The sequence below is a fragment of the Klebsiella sp. HC6 genome (assembly GCF_022605325.1).
Taxonomy (GTDB): domain Bacteria; phylum Pseudomonadota; class Gammaproteobacteria; order Enterobacterales; family Enterobacteriaceae; genus Klebsiella; species Klebsiella terrigena.
On sequence record NZ_CP093276.1, the window covers coordinates 4,231,598 to 4,249,439 of the forward strand.

General features: G+C 60.7%; 18 protein-coding genes. 11 read left to right on the plus strand and 7 right to left on the minus strand.

The genetic code is table 11. The features are described from left to right. Position 1: 1 nt before the first annotated feature. Positions 2-958 (minus strand): formimidoylglutamase, encoded by a 957-nt coding sequence (gene hutG, locus MMW58_RS20540; protein ID WP_133596905.1) that lies wholly within the window; start codon positions 956-958, stop codon positions 2-4. Further along, positions 955-2,214, minus strand: coding sequence for an imidazolonepropionase (gene hutI, locus MMW58_RS20545; protein WP_241722002.1), 1,260 nt, complete (start codon positions 2,212-2,214; stop codon positions 955-957). The genes hutG and hutI overlap by 4 nt, the downstream gene beginning before the upstream one ends. Before the next feature lie 275 nt (positions 2,215-2,489). Here hutI and MMW58_RS20550 point away from each other — a divergent pair, with 275 nt between their 5' ends. From MMW58_RS20550 to MMW58_RS20565, 4 genes are all read left to right on the plus strand, one after another. Then, a complete protein-coding gene (locus MMW58_RS20550; protein ID WP_159237253.1) occupies positions 2,490-3,773 on the plus strand; it encodes a putative acyl-CoA thioester hydrolase in 1,284 nt (427 codons plus the stop codon). A gap of 201 nt (positions 3,774-3,974) precedes the next feature. Further along, the gene (locus tag MMW58_RS20555) at positions 3,975-4,526 is read left to right on the plus strand and encodes a tetratricopeptide repeat protein (protein WP_133596899.1); all 552 of its coding nucleotides are present in this window, start codon (positions 3,975-3,977) and stop codon (positions 4,524-4,526) included. Next, entirely contained in the window at positions 4,513-5,064 is a 552-nt protein-coding gene (locus MMW58_RS20560; protein WP_133597975.1) for an RNA polymerase sigma factor, read from the plus strand. Before MMW58_RS20555 ends, MMW58_RS20560 begins: the two co-directional genes overlap by 14 nt. Continuing rightward, the gene (locus MMW58_RS20565; RefSeq protein ID WP_241722003.1) at positions 5,061-5,864 is read left to right on the plus strand and encodes an anti-sigma factor family protein; all 804 of its coding nucleotides are present in this window, start codon (positions 5,061-5,063) and stop codon (positions 5,862-5,864) included. The genes MMW58_RS20560 and MMW58_RS20565 overlap by 4 nt, the downstream gene beginning before the upstream one ends. 89 nt (positions 5,865-5,953) lie before the next feature. Here MMW58_RS20565 and pgl read toward each other — a convergent pair whose 3' ends face one another. Continuing rightward, positions 5,954-6,949, minus strand: a complete 996-nt coding sequence (gene pgl, locus MMW58_RS20570) for a 6-phosphogluconolactonase (RefSeq protein WP_241722004.1) — start codon at positions 6,947-6,949, stop codon at positions 5,954-5,956. A 173-nt stretch (positions 6,950-7,122) separates the two neighbouring features. Between pgl and MMW58_RS20575 the strand changes: the two genes are divergently transcribed. Continuing rightward, entirely contained in the window at positions 7,123-7,941 is an 819-nt protein-coding gene (locus MMW58_RS20575) for a pyridoxal phosphatase (protein ID WP_133596895.1), read from the plus strand. On the opposite strand, the gene modC is transcribed toward MMW58_RS20575, so the two are convergent. The 4 genes from modC to MMW58_RS20595 all read right to left on the minus strand — a co-directional run bounded on the left by modC (position 7,942) and on the right by MMW58_RS20595 (position 10,754). Beyond that, complete coding sequence (gene modC, locus MMW58_RS20580) at positions 7,942-9,000, minus strand: molybdenum ABC transporter ATP-binding protein ModC (protein ID WP_133596893.1); 1,059 nt, start codon at positions 8,998-9,000, stop codon at positions 7,942-7,944. Positions 9,001-9,002: 2 nt separating this feature from the next. Next, a complete protein-coding gene (gene modB, locus MMW58_RS20585) occupies positions 9,003-9,692 on the minus strand; it encodes a molybdate ABC transporter permease subunit (protein WP_041144661.1) in 690 nt (229 codons plus the stop codon). Beyond that, positions 9,689-10,465, minus strand: coding sequence for a molybdate ABC transporter substrate-binding protein (gene modA / locus MMW58_RS20590; RefSeq protein ID WP_133596891.1), 777 nt, complete (start codon positions 10,463-10,465; stop codon positions 9,689-9,691). Before modA ends, modB begins: the two co-directional genes overlap by 4 nt. 139 nt (positions 10,466-10,604) lie before the next feature. Further along, entirely contained in the window at positions 10,605-10,754 is a 150-nt protein-coding gene (locus tag MMW58_RS20595; RefSeq protein WP_041144659.1) for an AcrZ family multidrug efflux pump-associated protein, read from the minus strand. Between the two features lie 152 nt (positions 10,755-10,906). Here MMW58_RS20595 and modE point away from each other — a divergent pair, with 152 nt between their 5' ends. The 6 genes from modE to galM all read left to right on the plus strand — a co-directional run bounded on the left by modE (position 10,907) and on the right by galM (position 17,705). After that, positions 10,907-11,695 (plus strand): molybdenum-dependent transcriptional regulator, encoded by a 789-nt coding sequence (gene modE / locus MMW58_RS20600; RefSeq protein ID WP_133596889.1) that lies wholly within the window; start codon positions 10,907-10,909, stop codon positions 11,693-11,695. 67 nt (positions 11,696-11,762) lie between these two features. Beyond that, the gene (gene modF, locus MMW58_RS20605) at positions 11,763-13,238 is read left to right on the plus strand and encodes a molybdate ABC transporter ATP-binding protein ModF (RefSeq protein ID WP_159236083.1); all 1,476 of its coding nucleotides are present in this window, start codon (positions 11,763-11,765) and stop codon (positions 13,236-13,238) included. A gap of 206 nt (positions 13,239-13,444) precedes the next feature. Then, on the plus strand, positions 13,445-14,461 hold the full coding sequence (galE, locus tag MMW58_RS20610; protein WP_241722005.1) for a UDP-glucose 4-epimerase GalE: 1,017 nt from the start codon (positions 13,445-13,447) through the stop codon (positions 14,459-14,461). A 9-nt stretch (positions 14,462-14,470) separates the two neighbouring features. Beyond that, complete coding sequence (gene galT, locus MMW58_RS20615; protein ID WP_041144655.1) at positions 14,471-15,517, plus strand: galactose-1-phosphate uridylyltransferase; 1,047 nt, start codon at positions 14,471-14,473, stop codon at positions 15,515-15,517. Between the two features lie 2 nt (positions 15,518-15,519). Continuing rightward, positions 15,520-16,668 (plus strand): galactokinase, encoded by a 1,149-nt coding sequence (galK, locus tag MMW58_RS20620; RefSeq protein ID WP_241722006.1) that lies wholly within the window; start codon positions 15,520-15,522, stop codon positions 16,666-16,668. Next, positions 16,662-17,705 (plus strand): galactose-1-epimerase, encoded by a 1,044-nt coding sequence (galM, locus tag MMW58_RS20625; protein ID WP_241722007.1) that lies wholly within the window; start codon positions 16,662-16,664, stop codon positions 17,703-17,705. The genes galK and galM overlap by 7 nt, the downstream gene beginning before the upstream one ends. The last annotated feature ends 137 nt before the right edge of the window (positions 17,706-17,842 follow it).

Sequence of the window (17,842 nt, forward strand, 5' to 3'; positions counted from 1 at the left end):
GTCAGCGCCACCAATGGGCGATTTGCCATGCCAGCCGGGCCGCCGTGCGGGCGCCCTGGCTATCGATGTCAAACTGCGGATTAAACTCCACCAGATCCACCGCCTGCAGCTTGCCGCTGCGGCACAGCGGCTCAACGATGCGCAGCAGCGCGGTCAACGGCACGCCCAGCGCTGCGGGAGCCGAGACCGCCGGCATTTCGCGGGCCGGCATGACGTCAAGGTCGATGGTCAGGTAGAGGCGATCGTAGAGGGCTATCTGGCGCGCGATTTCCGGCGCAACCCGTTCTTCATAGGCCTGCAGCACGTCCAGATCCTCAATGACCCGCACCTCGCGACGCGCCGCCTCATCCCACAGGGCCTGGGTATTCGCCGCCCGGCTGGCGCCGATGCAGGCGTAATGAAAGCCGCGCCCCTGCGCCTCGCACTCCAGCGCCAGCTGGCGGAACGGCGTCCCCGAGCTGGCCCGTTCGGCAAAGCGTAAATCGAGATGGGCATCGAGGTTGATAATGCCGACCTTTTCATCGGGGAACGCGTCCAGCACGCCGGCGCCGTGGCCAAAGGCGGTTTCGTGGCCCCCGCCCAGCACCAGGGTGCGTTTGCCGGCGCGCTGGCAGGCGGCCACCGCCTCACGCAGCGCCCGCTGCGCCTCTTCCAGCGCCTCGCCCACCACGCTAATGCTGCCCATATCCACGCAGCGGTCGTGGCCGCTGTGGCTGGCCATATTCGCCAGCGCCCGCCGCAGCGTCTCGGGCCCCTTTTCCGCCCCCGTGCGCCCGAGGTTGCGCCGTACGCCCTCATCGCAGGCGAAGCCCAGCAGGGCAATTTCGCCCGGCTGCTCGTCGGGGGCGAAGCGGTCCGCCCGCGCTATCGTCTGAAACAGGCGCAGCGCGTTGGCGGCTTCGCCGCTGTCGTCGCGCCCTTGCCACAGCCCGGCGGGCGTCGGTTGCCACAGCTTCATTGCATCTCTCCTCGAACCACGCGATGCCAGAGCGGACTGCGCCCTGGTTCATACACCATCTCTACCGGATGTTCGGCGTCCCAGATGGCAAAATCGGCGACGAATCCCGCCGCCAGCTGGCCGTGGCTCGCCTGACGCCCCAGCGCCCTCGCCGCGTGGCGGGTCACGCCGGCCCACGCCTCCTCCGGCGTCAGGCCAAACTTGACGCAGGCCATATTCATCGCCAGATGCAGGCTGGCGAACGGGCTGGTGCCCGGGTTGTAGTCCGTCGCCACCGCCATCGGGACCTGATACTGCCGCAGCAGCTCTACCGGCGGCCGGCGGGTCTCGTTGAGGAAATAGAAGGCGCCGGGCAGCAGCACCGCGACCGTACCGCTGTGGCTCATCGCCGCCACGCCCTCTTCCGTCAGATATTCGATATGGTCGGCAGAGAGCCCGCGATAGCGGCTGACCAGCTCGGCGCCGCCGAGGGAGGAGAGCTGTTCGACGTGGCCCTTCACCGGGATTCCGCGGGCCTGCGCCGCCTGGAATACTCGTTCGGTCTGCTGCGGGCTGAAGCCGACGTTTTCACAGAACACGTCGACGCTTTCAAACAGCCCCTCTTCCCACAGCGTCGGCAGCAGGGTTTCGCAGACCAGGGTGATATAGCCGTCCGGGTCACCTTTATACTCCGGCGGCGTGGCGTGGGCGGAGAGCAGCGTGGCCGACAGCTCAAACGCATTGCTTTCGCTCAGCCGTCGCGCCACGCGCAGCATCTTGCGTTCGCTTTCCAGATCCAGCCCGTAGCCGGACTTAATTTCAACCGTCGTGACCCCTTCACGCAGCAGGCGATCGAGGCGCTGCTGCGCCAGCGCCAGCAGCTGCGCTTCGCTGCTTTCGCGGGTGGCGCGCACCGTCGAGTTAATGCCGCCGCCGTTAGCGCTGATGGTCTGGTAAGAGACGCCGTTGAGCCGCTGCTCCCACTCCTGCGCCCGGCTGCCGCCGAAGATCAGGTGGGTATGGCAATCAATCAGCCCCGGCGTCACCAGCCTGCCGCCAAGGTCAACGCTGCGCCCTGCTGGGGCGTCGCTTTCGGGGATCGCGGCCTCAATCCGGCCATTGCGCACCAGCAGCGCGTGGCGATCCAGCAGGCCATAAGGCCGCGAGTCCTGTGGGTTCAAGGTGGCGAGGCGGGCGTTTCGCCAGATAACGAGATCGGAAGTGGCTTCAGTCATAGCGGTCAACTTGTCATGGGTTGTATAGACATTTATTTTCATTCCATCGAAAATGTCAATAAAAGCAGGGATTATTGTTATTTTTTTGTGACTACGAGCGGCCCCGCCTGCGGGTGCAAAACAGCATAACGCTAACTTTTTAGCTCAGCGTCTTCCCGTTTTGCTCAACTTAGTATAAAAAAGCAGGTTTTAAAGAGCTTATCTATTCACACACCCCAAATAATTCGGCCCGTATCGAGGTGGCAGGCGCACGCTGCCAGCAAAGAAGCGGCTTGAAGTATGGCGGGTATAGCTAATTGATTCTTGCCCGGAGCAACATGAACACATTTTCAGTTTCCCGACTGACGCTGGCGCTGGCCTTCGGCGTGACGTTATCCGCCTGCAGCTCAACCCCTGCCGATCAGCAACCCTCTACCCAGGCCGCGCCGGGTACCGCCTCTCGCCCCGTTTTAAGCGCCGATGAAGCGAAGAATTTCCTGCCGGCGAGCTATTTCCAGTCGCTCAATCCGAACGCCGCGGCGTGGACGCCGGCGGCGATTGCCGCGCCGGCCCAGCCTGACTTCGTCGTCGGGCCTGCGGGGACTCAGGGCGTGACCCACACCACGATCCAGGCCGCCGTCGATGCGGCAATTGCCCGTCACTCCGACCGCCGTCTGTTCATTGCGATTATGCCGGGTGAATATACCGGTACCGTGTATGTCCCGGCCGCCCCCGGCGCGCTGACCCTTTACGGTACCGGCGAGAAGCCGCTGGATGTGAAAATTAGCCAGGCGATCGATTCGGAAATGGACGTAACCAGCTGGCGTCACCTGGTCAACCCGGCCGGGAAATACATGCCAGGCAAACCGGCGTGGTATATGTTCGACAGCTGCCAGAGCAAGCGTACGGCCACCGTCGGCGTGCTGTGCTCCGCGGTCTTCTGGTCGCAGAATAACGGCCTGCAGCTGCAGAACCTGACCATCGCTAACAATCTCGGCGATAGCGTTGATGCCGGCACCCACCAGGCCGTCGCGCTGCGCAGCGATGGCGACCAGGTGCAGATTAACAACGTCAATATTCTCGGCCGTCAGAACACCTTCTTCGTGACCAACAGCGGCGTGCAGAACCGTCTGCAGAACGATCGCCAGACCCGCACGCTGGTCAGCAACAGCTATATTGAAGGCGACGTCGATATCGTTGCCGGCCGCGGCGCCGTTGTCTTTGATAACACCGATTTCCGCGTCGTGAATTCCCGCACGCAGAAAGAGGGCTACGTCTTCGCCCCGGCGACGCTGAAGAGCGTCACCTACGGCTTCCTCGCCATCAACAGCCGCTTCACCGCTTCCGGCGATGGCGTCGCGCAGCTGGGCCGCTCTCTGGACGTTGACGGCAACACCAACGGTCAGGTGGTTATCCGCGATAGCGTGATTAACGAAGGCTTTAATGTCGCGAAGCCGTGGGCCGATGCGGCAGCCTCTAACCGCGCCTTCAGCGGTAATACCGGCGCGGTAGACGCCAAAGGCGTTGTGCAGCGTAACCTCAACGACGACGGCTTCAACCGCATGTGGGAATACAACAACCGCGGCGTGGGAAGCGTTATCGTGGCGGAACCTAAGCAGTAATCGTCCTGCCTAAAGGGGGGAGCCGCTCCCCCCTTTGTCCCTCCCTCTTCCCGCCCGGCTTTCCCCTGCGCAAAAAAAACGTTTTTTAGGCGAATAAAAACGCCCGCTGGCGCGTTTACACCATGCAAGACCATGACGGCGCTTACCCCCTGCGGTTCGCCTGTACGCCCGGTCGCGCATTCGCCCATTCTGGAGACTAAAATGAACGTACTTTCATCCGTATTACGCCCCGCCTCGCGCCGCATGGCCGTTCCGGCACTGCTATTTTTCCTGTCCGTGCCGCCGGTGTTTGCCATGGGCGATAATAGTACCGAGAGTAAAACCCCTGACTGCCCGAGCGGACAGGTTTATGACAGCGCCACCAAACAGTGCGTGCCGGAGAAAACCAGCAGCCTCAGCGACCAGGATAAAACCAACTACGCCTACCATCTGGCGAAAAAAGGCGAATACCAGACGGCGCTGAACCTGCTGGATTCGTTAAAAAACAGCAATACGGCCGAGGCCTGGAACTACCGCGGCTACGCGACCCGCAAGCTCGGACGTACGGACGAAGGCATTGGTTACTATCAGCGTTCGCTGGCGCTTGAGCCGAACTATGCCAAAGCCCGGGAGTATCTGGGTGAAGCATGGATGATAAAAGGTCGTGCGGATCTGGCGAAGGAGCAGCTGAAGGTGATTGCCGGGATCTGCGGCCAGGGCTGCGAGGAGTATCGCGATCTGCAGGCGGCCATTAACGGGCATCCTGAATCCTGATAATCGTCACGAGGGTAAGAAAATCACAACCAGTGAAGTTCGCTCACAGCTTGCCGCCCATCTCTCGCGCCTTTGGCGCTACGGGCTGGTCCTGTCGCGCAGCCGCGATGTCGCCGAGGAGCTGGTACAGTCCACCTGCGTACGCGCGCTCGAAAGGAGCGCGCAGTATACGCCGGGCACGCGTATCGACAGATGGCTGTTTTCTATTCTCCACTCCATCTGGATTTCAGAGCTGCGCGCGCGCCACGTGCGGATGGGGCAAGGATTCGTCGACAGCGAAGAGCTGGTTGCGCCGGATTCTCGTGAAATGGCGGAAGATAGCCTGCAGTACCGGCAAATTATGCGCCGCGTGGGCGCGCTGGCGGAAGCCCAGCGCAACGCCGTATTTTTGGTGTATGTCGAAGGCTTTACCTATCAGGAGGCGGCTGACACCCTGTCGGTGCCGGTCGGTACCATTATGAGCCGGCTGGCGGCGGCAAGGCTGACGCTGGCAAAATCGATAGCTACCCCGCCCTCAGCGAAGGAGAAACGCTCTTGAAATCGTTAAGTTTTACGCCTCCCTATAGCGATGAGGCTATCGTTGCCTGGCTGGACGGTGAGATGAGCGACGCCGACGCCCGCAGCTTCGAGGCGGCGTTCAAGAGCGATGGGCAGCTCGCCGCCCGCACCGCCGAGCTGATGAGCAGCAATCAGAACTATCGCCAGGCCTTTGCGCCCCTGCTCGATGAGGCGCCGCTGGAGCGCATGCAGGCAAGGCTCGACGCGCAGCTGGCGCAGGCCGGAGATAGCCGCACGCCCGCGCCGCGCCCGTCGTTTAGCCGCCGCGCAATGATTGCGGCTTCGATCAGCTTTTTGCTGATAGGCAGCGGATTAGGCTACCTGGCGCGCCCGGCGGCGGACGAGCAGGATGAGAGCGAAAACATTCGCGATCTTGAGGCCCGCTATATGTCGCTCTACAGCGCCGAAACGCTGCTCGATCTCGACAGCTCGCCGCCGCTGCTGCAGCGCGGGCTGGCGCGCACCGCCGAGGATCTTGGCCTGCATCTCAATGAACAGCAGCTCAGGCTGCAGGGCGCGGAGCTTAAAATGGTCCGCATGCTGCGCTACGACAGCACCTCCATCGCGCAGATTGCCTGGATGCACGCCGAGTATGGCCCCATGGCACTGTGCATCTCCCCCCAGCGCCAGCCGGGCAGCGCGGAGATTAGCGGCGAGCGGCGCCACGGGATGAATCTCGCCTGGTGGAACGATCGGGGATATCAGTTCGTATTAATTGGCCGCAATCCCGGCGCAGAGCTGCAAAACAGCGCCCGCACGCTGCAGACGGCGCTGTCATAAGCGCAGTACCGCCCGCTCGGAGGGCGGCTTAAGTCTGCTCGACGCATAAAAAAACCTCGCCGCAGCGAGGTTTTGTCGGCCGCTTTGGCTTAGTGAGCGTTAACAACGACCCACATCGGCCCCTGGCCGACGGCATAGCGCCCTTTCTCCTGCAGCAGACCCTGCTCGCCGCTGATTTCGTACACCGCGACGTGGTGAGATTTCTGCCCGGCGGCAATCAGGTATTTGCCGCTGTGATCGAGGTTAAAGCCGCGCGGCTGGGCCTCGGTCGGCTGGTAGCCTTCAATCGCCAGCACGCTGCCGTCTTCGGAGACGCTGAAGATAGTGATAATACTGGCGGTACGATCGCAGGCGTAGAGATGACGGCCGTCGGCGGTCAGGTGGATATCCGCCGCCCAGCGCACGCCGGTAAAGTCGGCAGGCATCATATCCAGCGTCTGCACGCACTCAATTTTGCCGTGCGGATCCTTCAGCTCCCAGACGTCAACGGAGCTGTTCAGCTCGTTCACGCAGTAGCCGTACTGCTGGTTCGGATGGAACACCATATGACGCGGGCCCGCGCCTTCAACGGTGGTCACTTCCGCCGGCTCCTGCGCCGCCAGGAAGCCATCATCGCTGAGGGTAAACAGGCAGATGCGGTCCTGCTTGAGCGCCGGTACCCACAGCGTGCGGTTATCCGGAGAGATATTGGCAGAGTGGCAGCCTTCCAGGCCTTCAACCACCGCCACCGTTTCACCCGGCAGACCGTCGGTCAGCGGAGTGACGCTCACGCAGCCCGAATTATACGAGGCGCTGAACACAAAGCGGCCCAGCTGGTCGGTGGAGATATGCGTCGGGCTTCCCGGCAGCGCGGCTTCACCGGCAAAGGTGAGCGCCCCGTTATCTGGCGCAATGCGGTAGGCCAGTACGCGAAACTCCGGACGCACGCCGACGTAGAGATACTCTTTATTCGGGCTCACCACCATCGGCTGCACCTGGCCCGGGGCGTCGACAACCTGCACCAGGGTCAGCTTTCCCTCAAGATCCAGGCTCCAGACGTGGATCTGCTGGCTTTCCGGGCTGGCGGTATAAACGGTTTGTTTCATGACTGCTCCTTTCCTCACTGCACGTGGAAAACTTATACATTTCATTCATCAAACTGCTGGTTCGATGCAATGTATAGACTCTTTTAACGGTAGATGCTGAAAAATTTGCCCCTGAGGCACAGCGGTGTACCATCATGGCCTGCTCACTTTTCACCATTAACCGGAAACAACACATGACCTCACGCGTGATTGCCCTGGATTTAGACGGCACCCTACTGACCTCCAGCAAGACCATTCTGCCCGCCTCGCTTGAGGCGCTGGCGCGTGCCCGCGCGGCCGGTTACCGGGTGATCGTCGTCACGGGTCGACATCACGTCGCGATCCATCCTTTTTATCAGGCACTGGCTCTGGATACACCTGCAATTTGTTGTAATGGCACTTATTTGTATGATTATCAGGCAAAAAAGGTTCTGCAGGCCGATCCGATGGCGGTCGATAAGGCGCTGAGCCTTACCGGGATGCTCGCCGACCACGACGTTCACGGCCTGATGTACGTCGACGATGCCATGCTCTACGAGCACCCGACCGGACACGTCATCCGTACCGCCCGCTGGGCAGAGTCGCTGCCGCCGGAGCAGCGCCCGGTCTTCACCCAGGTTGACTCCCTGGCGCAGGCGGCGCGCGAGGTGAAGGCGGTGTGGAAGTTCGCCCTCACCGACGAAAATATTCCTAAACTGCAGCAGTTCGCACAGCACGTCGGCCAGACGCTGGGTCTGGAGTGCGAATGGTCGTGGCACGATCAGGTCGATATCGCCCGCGCCGGCAACAGCAAAGGCAAGCGCCTGGCGCAGTGGGTTGAGGCCCAGGGGCTATCAATGCAGGACGTAGTGGCCTTCGGCGACAACTATAACGACCTCAGCATGCTGGAAGCTGCCGGTACCGGCGTGGCGATGGGTAACGCGGTCGACGAAGTCAAAGCGCGTGCGAACGTGGTGATTGGCGAGAACGAAAGCAACAGCATTGCCGACTTTATCAACCGCAACCTGCTGTAATCAGGCGCTAATCGACACGCTCTTGATTTGCGCATACAGCCACTGACCTGGCTTCACCCCCAGGTCATCTCTGGCCCACGGGCTGATGCGCGCCCACAGCGTACGGCCGCTGACCTCCAGCTGCACCTCAATCTGTCCGTTGGTTTCAATACACTGCACGACCTGCGCGCGTAAAATATTGCGAATGCTGGTCCGCTGCGGTTGCTCCAGCACCAGCGATACGTCGGAGGCCTGAACGCGAATGCGCGCCGACTCGCCCGCAGGCCGCTCAAGCTGATTAACCCACAGCCGCTGCTCGCCGAGGGCCAGAGCGGTCATCGCATACTGCGGATGCTGGGCGACAACCGAAACGGTGAGAATCGTGCTCTGCTGGTCCTGCGGCAGCCACGGGTGCATCACGCTGCTGCTCCACACCTCTTCGAGATCGCCAAACGCCTTCACGCTGCCGTTTTCCAGCACCAGCACCTTATCCGCCAGATGCTGGATCTCATCCAGCGAATGGCTGACGTACAGCATCGGGATATTGATTTCGCGCGCCAGCCGCTGCAGGTAGGGCAGCAGCTCGCGCTTGCGCGGAATGTCCAGCGAGGCCAGCGGCTCATCAAGCAGCAGCAGCTCGGGGGCGGTCAGCAGCGCCCGACCGATGGCCACCCGCTGCTTCTCGCCGCCGGAGAGCCCGCCCGGCAGACGATCGAGCAGCGGCTCAATCCCCAGCAGCGCCACCAGCTTATCGAACTGCCCGGCCATACTCTTCGCCATGCCGTACTGCAAATTGCCGCGCACTTTGTAGTGCGGGAACAGGCGGGCGTCCTGGAAAACGTAGCCAATGCGCCGTTTTTCCGGCGCCAGGCAGATGCGCTTTTCGACATCGTTCAGCACCCTGCCGTTGAGCACGATGCGCCCTTTCTGCGGCCGGGTCAGGCCGCTGATGGCGTTGATAAGCGAGGTTTTACCGGCGCCGGATACGCCAAACACCGCGGTAATACCGCTGGCGGGCAGCGTCTCCTGAATGCTCAGGCAATGGGTTCCCAGCGTCTGGGTAAAATCGAGTTCAAGCATCGTTATTTGCCCATTCGCGCGCGGCTGAGGCGCGCCAGCCATTCGGAAACCAGCAGCGAGATCAGCGCCAGCACGATGGAAATTAAGCATAAGCGCGCGGCGGCGCCCTCCCCGCCCGGGGTTTGGATCAGGGTATACATGGCGGAGGGGATGGTGCGCGTTTCGCCAGGAATATTGGAAACGAAGGTAATGGTCGCGCCAAACTCGCCCAGCGAGCGGGCGAAGGCCAGCACGGTGCCGACAATAATGCCCGGCAGCGTCAGCGGCAGGGTGATGGTAAAGAACACCCGCCAGCGCCCGGCGCCGAGGGTTCGCGCCGCCTGCTCCAGCTTGATATCGACCCCTTCAAGCGCCAGGCGAATCGCCCGCACCATTAAGGGAAACGACATCACCGCCGCCGCCAGCACCGCGCCGCGCCAGCTGAAAGCAAACGTCAGGCCGAACCAGTCGTACAGCCAGCTGCCGATAAAGCCGCGCCTGCCCATTGCAATCAGCAGCAGGTAGCCAACCACCACCGGCGGCAGCACCAGCGGCAGGTGGAGAAGGCTGTCGAGCAGCGCTTTTCCGGGGAAGCTGCGCCTGACCAGCAGCCAGGAAAAGAAGATCCCGAAAGGTAAGCTAAACACCACCGCCAGGGATGATACTTTGAGGCTCAGCAGCACCGCCTGCCATTCGGGATCGCTTAAAATCATTGGCGCGTAGTAAATCCGTATTGTTTGAAGATGGCTGACGCCTCGGGCCCTTTCAGGTAGTCATAGAATGCGCTGACGGTTGCATTTTTATGTCCATCAACGATAGCCAGCGGATACTCAACCTTCTTATGCGAATCTTCCGGGAAGGTGCCCACGACTTTAACCCCTTTGCTGGCAACCGCATCCGAGCCGTAAACAATGCCCAGCGGCGCTTCGTCACGTTCAACCAGCGCCAGCGCCCCGCGTACGTCTTCCGCCGGAGCCAGCTTCGCTGACAGGGTATCCCACGCGCCCAGCTTCTGCAGCGCTTCTTTAGCATAAATCCCGGCCGGCACGTGCTCCGGATCGCCCACCGCCAGACGACCGCCCTTCAGCAGGCTGGTCCAGTCGGTCTTGCTGCTGATGGTAATATCGCCCTGCGCGCTGGCCTTAGGCGCGACGACGACCAGGCTGTTACCCAGCAGCGTTGCGCGCGTGGCGGTATCAATCGCTTTTTTCTCGACCGCGTAATCCATCCACTTCTGGTCTGCGGAGATAAACAGGTCAGCAGGCGCGCCCGCTTCAATTTGCCGTGCCAGCGTTGAAGAGGAGGCGAAGGATGAAACCACATCAACCTTTTTCTCCTGCTTATAGGCCTTCGCGATATCCTGCATCGCGTTGGTTAATGAAGCCGCCGCGAAGACCGTTATCTTTCCCTCTTCTGCCAGCGCCTGCCCGGCGACGGAGAGCGTTAACGTTGCTCCAACAAAAAAACGTAACCATTGACGTGCCATCTGAAACTCCTTTGCATGCGTTATGTACGGGCTAATATAACGACAAGATTGGGGTTTTCCCAGTGCGAATTGGTGGTAACCAGATGAGGATCAAAAGGAAGGGATAAAAAAACGCCCGGAGGAACCGGGCGTCAGGAAATCAGTTTTTTTGCTGGCCGCGATCTTTATGACCGACGCCGGAGAAGATGTTGAACACTTCGCCCAGACCGTAAATCAGACCGAGGATGATAGCCATCACCACCGGGACCATGACCACGGCAAAAACCAGACTTTTCAATAGCTCTAACATAGTGGGCTCCAGAAAGTACGAATGCTTAAGTGTAACCGTTTCAGCAGGAAAAACACGCCCCATTTGTGCGATGCCTCGCCGGCTACGGTCATAGATCTATCTTGCAAGATGCTCGCTATCGGTCACAATACCCTTTTTGCCAGGATATTATTATGCAGGCCGAAATTCTCCTCACCCTGAAATTACAGCAGCGCCTGTTCGCCGACCCTCGCCGCATCTCCCTGCTAAAGCAGATTGACCAGACGGGTTCCATTAGCCAGGGCGCGAAAAATGCCGGCATCAGCTATAAAAGCGCGTGGGATGCTATTAACGAAATGAATCAGCTCAGCGAGCAGGCGCTGGTTGACCGCGCCACCGGCGGTAAAGGCGGCGGCGGCGCGGTGCTGACCCGCTACGGCCAGCGGCTGATTCAGCTTTACGACCTGCTGGCGCAGATTCAACAGAAAGCGTTTGACGTCCTGAGCGACGACGACGCGCTGCCCCTCGACAGCCTGCTCGCCGCCATCTCCCGCTTCTCCCTGCAAACCAGCGCCCGTAACCAGTGGTTTGGTACCATCACCGGCCGCGACCATCAGCAGGTGCAGCAGCACGTTGAGGTTTTGCTGGCCGACGGGCAGACCCGCTTTAAAGTCGCGATCACCGCCCGGAGCGCCGAACGGCTCGGCCTGGATGAAGGCCAGGAGGTGCTGGTTTTGCTGAAAGCGCCGTGGGTCGGTATGACCCAGGACCCGACTGTGGCGGCAGAGGCCGACAACCAGCTGACGGGACGGATCGGCCATATTGAATACGGGCCGGAGCAGTGCGAAGTGCTGATGACGCTGCCGGACGGTCAGAACCTGTGCGCGACCCTGCCGCGGGAGCAGACCGCAGGGCTGGCTGAAGGTGCCGAGGCGATCGCCTATTTCAATGCCGACCGCATCATTCTTGCCACCTTGTGCTGACGGGATTGACATTGCCCGCCTGAAGACGTATCCCTGAAGCATATTGCTGCAAAAAGTGGGATACACAATGTCATCATTGCAAATATCGCAAGGCACGTTCCGCCTGAGCGACACAAAAACGTTAAATATTGAACACCTCACCGTTGGCGCCGGCGAAAGCTGGGCATTCGTCGGTAGCAACGGCAGCGGTAAATCCGCGCTGGCCCGCGCGCTATCCGGCGAACTCACCCTGCTCTCCGGCGAGCGTGAAAGTGATTTTACCCGCATCACCCGCCTCTCCTTTGAACAGCTACAGAAGCTGGTCAGCGACGAGTGGCAGCGCAACAACACCGATCTGCTCAGCCCGGGTGAAGACGACACCGGCCGCTTTACCCATGAGATAATCCAGGATGAGTATAAGGATGCCGCCCGCTGCGCGCATCTTGCCGGGCTGTTTGGCATTTCCGGCCTGCTACAGCGCCGTTTTAAATATCTCTCTACCGGCGAGACGCGCAAAACGCTGCTGTGCCAGGCGCTGATGGCGAAGCCGGATTTGCTGATCCTCGATGAGCCCTTCGACGGTCTTGACGTGGCCTCCCGCCACCAGCTGGCCGAGCTGCTGGCTACCCTGCACGGCGAGGGCATCGCCCTCGTGCTGGTGCTCAACCGGTTCGACGAGATCCCCGCCTTCGTCCAGTTTGCCGGCGTGCTGGCGGACTGTACGCTAAGCGAAATCGGGGAGAAGCAGACCCTGCTGCAGCAGGCGCTGATCGCTCAGCTGGCCCACAGCGAGCGGCTTGACGGGATCGCACTGCCGGAGCCGGATGCTCCCGCCGCCCGCCACTCTCTGGTCGCCGATACGCCGCGCATTATCCTCAACGACGGGGTGGTGTCCTATAACGACCGGCCAATCCTCAATCACCTTAGCTGGCAGGTCAATCCCGGCGAACACTGGCAGATAGTCGGGCCCAACGGCGCCGGGAAATCAACCCTGCTCAGCCTGATAACCGGCGATCATCCGCAGGGATACAGCAACGATCTGACCCTGTTTGGCCGCCGTCGCGGCAGCGGCGAAACCATCTGGGATATCAAAAAGCATATCGGCTACGTCAGCAGCAGCCTGCACCTGGAGTATCGCGTCAGCACCACCGTGCGCAACGTCATTCTGTCGGGCTATTTCGATTCGATTGGTATCTATCAGGCCGTTTCCGATAAGCAGCGCAAGCTGGTGCAGACCTGGCTGGATATTCTGGGTATCGACGGCCGCACCGCCGACGCCCCGTTCCACAGCCTGTCGTGGGGCCAGCAGCGCCTGGCGCTGATTGTGCGCGCGCTGGTGAAACACCCGACGCTGCTGATCCTCGACGAGCCGCTGCAGGGGCTCGACCCTCTCAACCGCCAGCTGGTACGCCGCTTTGTTGACGTGCTGATTAGCGAAGGGGCAACCCAGCTGCTGTTCGTCTCCCACCACGCTGAAGATGCTCCGGACTGCATCACCCACCGCCTCGAGTTTATCCCTAGTGGAGACGGTTACACTTATCAAATCGGTCCGCTGGCAAAATAGGCCAATTCAGGGGTCTGCAGATCCCTGATTTTTTTCAGAAAAAGTTCACAAAAAACAATTAAGCTCATGTTTTAAAATGGTAATTATTTAAATATAGCGTTTATGTATTTTAGTGTAAGCGATACCACCAATTTGGTCTGTGTCACACTTTTTCGTTCTTTGATATGCTATCGTCTTCACATACGATAAGCCTATTGGAGCGAGTCATGAAAGTATTGGTTACAGGTGGTAGCGGTTACATTGGAAGTCATACCTGCGTGCAGCTGCTGCTGCAGGGGCATGAGGTGATTATCCTCGACAACCTCTGCAACAGTAAGCGCAGCGTGCTGCCGGTGATTGAGCGTCTTGGCGGGAAAAAAGCGACCTTTGTTGAGGGCGATATCCGCAATGAAGCGTTGATGACCGAGATCCTGCACGATCACGCCATTGAGGCGGTGATCCACTTTGCCGGACTGAAAGCCGTCGGCGAATCCGTCGCCAAACCGCTGGAATACTACGACAATAATGTGACAGGCACATTAAAATTAGTTGCCGCCATGCGCGCCGCCGGCGTCAAAAACTTTATTTTCAGCTCCTCCGCCACCGTCTACGGCGACCAGCCAAAGATCCCTTACGTTGAAAGCTTCCCGACCGGCACGCCGCAAAGCCCGTACGGCAAAAGCAAGCTGATGGTCGAGCAAATTCTTACCGACCTGCAGAAAGCCCAACCGGACTGGAGCATTGCGCTGCTGCGCTACTTCAACCCGGTTGGTGCTCACCAGTCCGGCGATATGGGCGAAGACCCGCAGGGCATCCCTAACAACCTGATGCCGTACATTGCGCAGGTGGCGGTGGGTCGTCGCGAATCGCTGGCGGTATTCGGTAACGACTATCCGACCGAGGATGGCACCGGCGTGCGCGACTATATCCACGTCATGGACCTCGCGGACGGGCACGTTGCGGCGATGGAAAAACTGGCCGGTAAGTCAGGCGTGCATATTTATAACCTTGGTGCAGGCGTGGGCAGCAGCGTCCTGGACGTCATTAATGCCTTCAGCAAAGCCTGCGGCAAACCGATTAACTACCACTTCGCGCCGCGCCGTGAAGGCGATCTCCCGGCCTACTGGGCTGACGCCGAAAAGGCCGACCGTGAACTGAACTGGCGCGTCACGCGCAACCTTGACGAGATGGCACAGGACACCTGGCACTGGCAGTCCCGTCATCCGCAGGGTTACCCAGACTAAGGAATCGTCATGAGCGTATTTAACCCCGTCGACCATCCGCACCGTCGCTATAACCCGTTAACCGGGCAGTGGATTTTGGTTTCCCCGCATCGCGCCAAGCGCCCCTGGCAGGGGGCGCAGGAAACGCCGGCAAAACTGACCTTGCCCGCGCACGATCCGGACTGTTTCCTGTGCCCGGGTAACACCCGCGTCACCGGTGATACCAACCCGAACTACGCCGGCACGTACGTGTTTACTAACGACTTTGCGGCCTTGATGACCGATACCCCGGACGCGCCGGAAAGCGACGATCCCCTGATGCGCTGTCAAAGCGCGCGCGGGACCAGCCGGGTCATCTGCTTCTCGCCAGACCACAGCAAAACGCTGCCTGAGCTGAGCGTTGAAGCCCTGGAAGGCGTGGTTAAAGCGTGGCAGGAACAGACGGCCGATCTCGGCCAGCACTACCCGTGGGTGCAGGTGTTTGAGAATAAAGGCGCCGCGATGGGCTGCTCCAACCCGCATCCGCACGGCCAGGTCTGGGCCAACAGCTTCCTGCCGAACGAAGCCGAACGCGAAGATCGCCTGCAGAAAGCGCACTACGCCGACTACGGCACGCCGATGCTGGTGGATTACGCCCGGCGTGAGCTCGCCGACGGCAGCCGCACGGTGGTCGAAACTGAACACTGGCTGGCCGTCGTTCCCTACTGGGCGGCCTGGCCATTTGAGACCCTGCTGCTGCCGAAGGCGCACGTCCTGCGCCTGACCGACTTAACCGACGCGCAGCGCACCGATCTTGCGCTGGCGCTGAAAAAGCTGACCAGCCGTTACGACAACCTGTTCCAGTGCTCATTCCCCTACTCGATGGGCTGGCACGGCGCGCCGTTTAACGGTGAAGACAATAATCACTGGCAGCTTCACGCCCACTTTTATCCGCCGCTGCTGCGTTCCGCTACGGTACGCAAATTTATGGTCGGCTACGAAATGCTGGCCGAAACCCAGCGTGACCTGACGGCGGAACAAGCCGCCGAGCGTCTGCGCGCGGTCAGCGACGTTCATTTTCGCGAATCCGGAGAGTAACAATGAGTCTGAAAGAGAAAACCCAAGCCCTGTTTGCCGAGAAATTTGGCTACCCTGCCAGCCACACCATTCAGGCTCCGGGCCGCGTGAATTTGATCGGCGAACATACCGACTATAACGACGGTTTCGTGCTGCCCTGCGCCATTGATTATCAAACGGTCATCAGCTGTGCGCCGCGCGCGGACCGCGTGGTACGCGTGATCGCCGCCGATTATGAAAATCAGTCCGACGAGTTTTCGCTGGATGCGAAAATTGTCAGCCACGATACCCAGCAGTGGTCCAACTACGTGCGCGGCGTGGTGAAGCATCTGCAGAAGCGCAACAGCCATTTCGGCGGCGCGGATCTGGTTATTGCCGGAGACGTTCCCCAGGGCGCCGGCCTAAGCTCCTCGGCTTCGCTGGAGGTTGCCGTCGGCACCGTATTCCAGCAGCTCTATCATCTGCCGCTAGACGGCGCGCAAATCGCGCTGAACGGTCAGGAGGCGGAAAACCAGTTCGTCGGCTGTAACTGCGGAATAATGGACCAGCTGATCTCCGCGCTGGGCAAGAAGGATCACGCCCTGCTGATTGACTGCCGCACGCTGGGCAGCAGGGCCGTCTCAATGCCAAAAGGCGTGGCGGTGGTGATCATCAACAGTAACTTTAAACGCACCCTGGTCGGCAGCGAATACAATACCCGCCGCGAACAGTGCGAAACCGGCGCGCGCTTCTTCCAGCAGCCGGCGCTACGTGACGTCACCCTTGCCGAGTTCAACGCCGTGGCCGCGGAGCTGGATCCGGTCGTTGCTCAGCGCGTTCGCCACGTGCTGACCGAAAACGCCCGTACCGTCGAAGCGGCAACCGCGCTGGAGAAAGGCGACCTGAAGCGGATGGGCGAGCTGATGGCGGAATCTCACGCCTCGATGCGCGATGATTTTGAAATCACCGTTCCGCAAATTGACGCTCTGGTTGAGATCGTTAAAGCCACCATCGGCGACAAAGGCGGCGTACGCATGACCGGCGGCGGCTTCGGCGGCTGCATCGTCGCGCTGGTGCCGGAAGAGCTGGTGGATACCGTTCAGCAGGCCGTTGCCGCGCAGTATGAAGCGAAAACCGGGATTAAAGAGACCTTCTACGTTTGCAAACCTTCCCAGGGAGCCGGCCAGTGCTAAATCAAACCACAGAACGCGCGCCGGATGGCCAGCCGTGGCAGCTCATTACCCTGCGCAACGATGCCGGGATGGTGGTCACGCTGATGGACTGGGGCGCGACGCTGCTCTCCGCCAGGGTCACTCTGGCCGACGGCAGCGTCCGCGAAGCCCTGCTCGGCTGCGCTTCGCCGGAACAGTATACCCGCCAGGCGGCCTATTTCGGCGCCTCGGTCGGCCGCTATGCCAACCGCATCGCCAACAGCCGGTTTGTTCTCGATGGCCATACCGTCAACCTGGTGCCGTCTACTGACGCCGGCCACCAGCTGCACGGCGGGCCGGACGGATTTGATAAGCGTCGCTGGCAGATCGTCAGCGCCGACGAGCGTCAGGCGCTGTTTTCACTCTCTTCCGCCGACGGCGACCAGGGATTCCCGGGGGCTTTGCAGGCGACGGCGCACTATCGCCTGACCGACGATAACCGTATTGCCATTGAGTACCGCGCCACCGTCGATCGGCCCTGCCCGGTGAATCTGACCAACCACGTCTACTTTAACCTCGATGGCCAGCAGACCGACGTTCGCCAGCATCGGCTGCAGCTCTTCGCCGACCGCTACCTGCCGGTAGAGAGCGACGGGATCCCCGGCGGCGATCTGCGCGACGTTGCCGAAACCAGCTTTGACTTCCGCGAGCCTCGGGTGCTGGCGGAGCGCTTCCTGAGCGATGACGATCAGCGCAAGGTGAAAGGCTACGATCATGCGTTCCTGCTGCAGGCGCAGGGCGACGCCGGCCGGCCGGCGGCTCACCTGTGGTCGCAGGATGAGAAGCTGCAGATGACGGTCTACACCTCCGCCCCGGCGCTGCAGTTCTATTCCGGCAACTACCTTGACGGCACGCCGTCGCGCACGGAGCAGGACTACGCGGCCTGGCAGGGCCTGGCGCTGGAGAGCGAATTCCTGCCCGACTCGCCAAACCACCCGCACTGGCCGCAGCCGGATTGCGTATTGCGCCCGGGCGAGGAGTACGTCAGCCTGACGGAATACCAGTTCATCGCCAGATAATGCCCCCGCCCTCCTGATGGAGGGCTTTTTTTCGCCACTTTGGCGTAAATTGCGCCACCCGCCGACAAAAATATAACCGCTGATTTACAAGCATCTTACACTGAGCCACTATTTTCGCTATGGTTAGGGATAAGCGT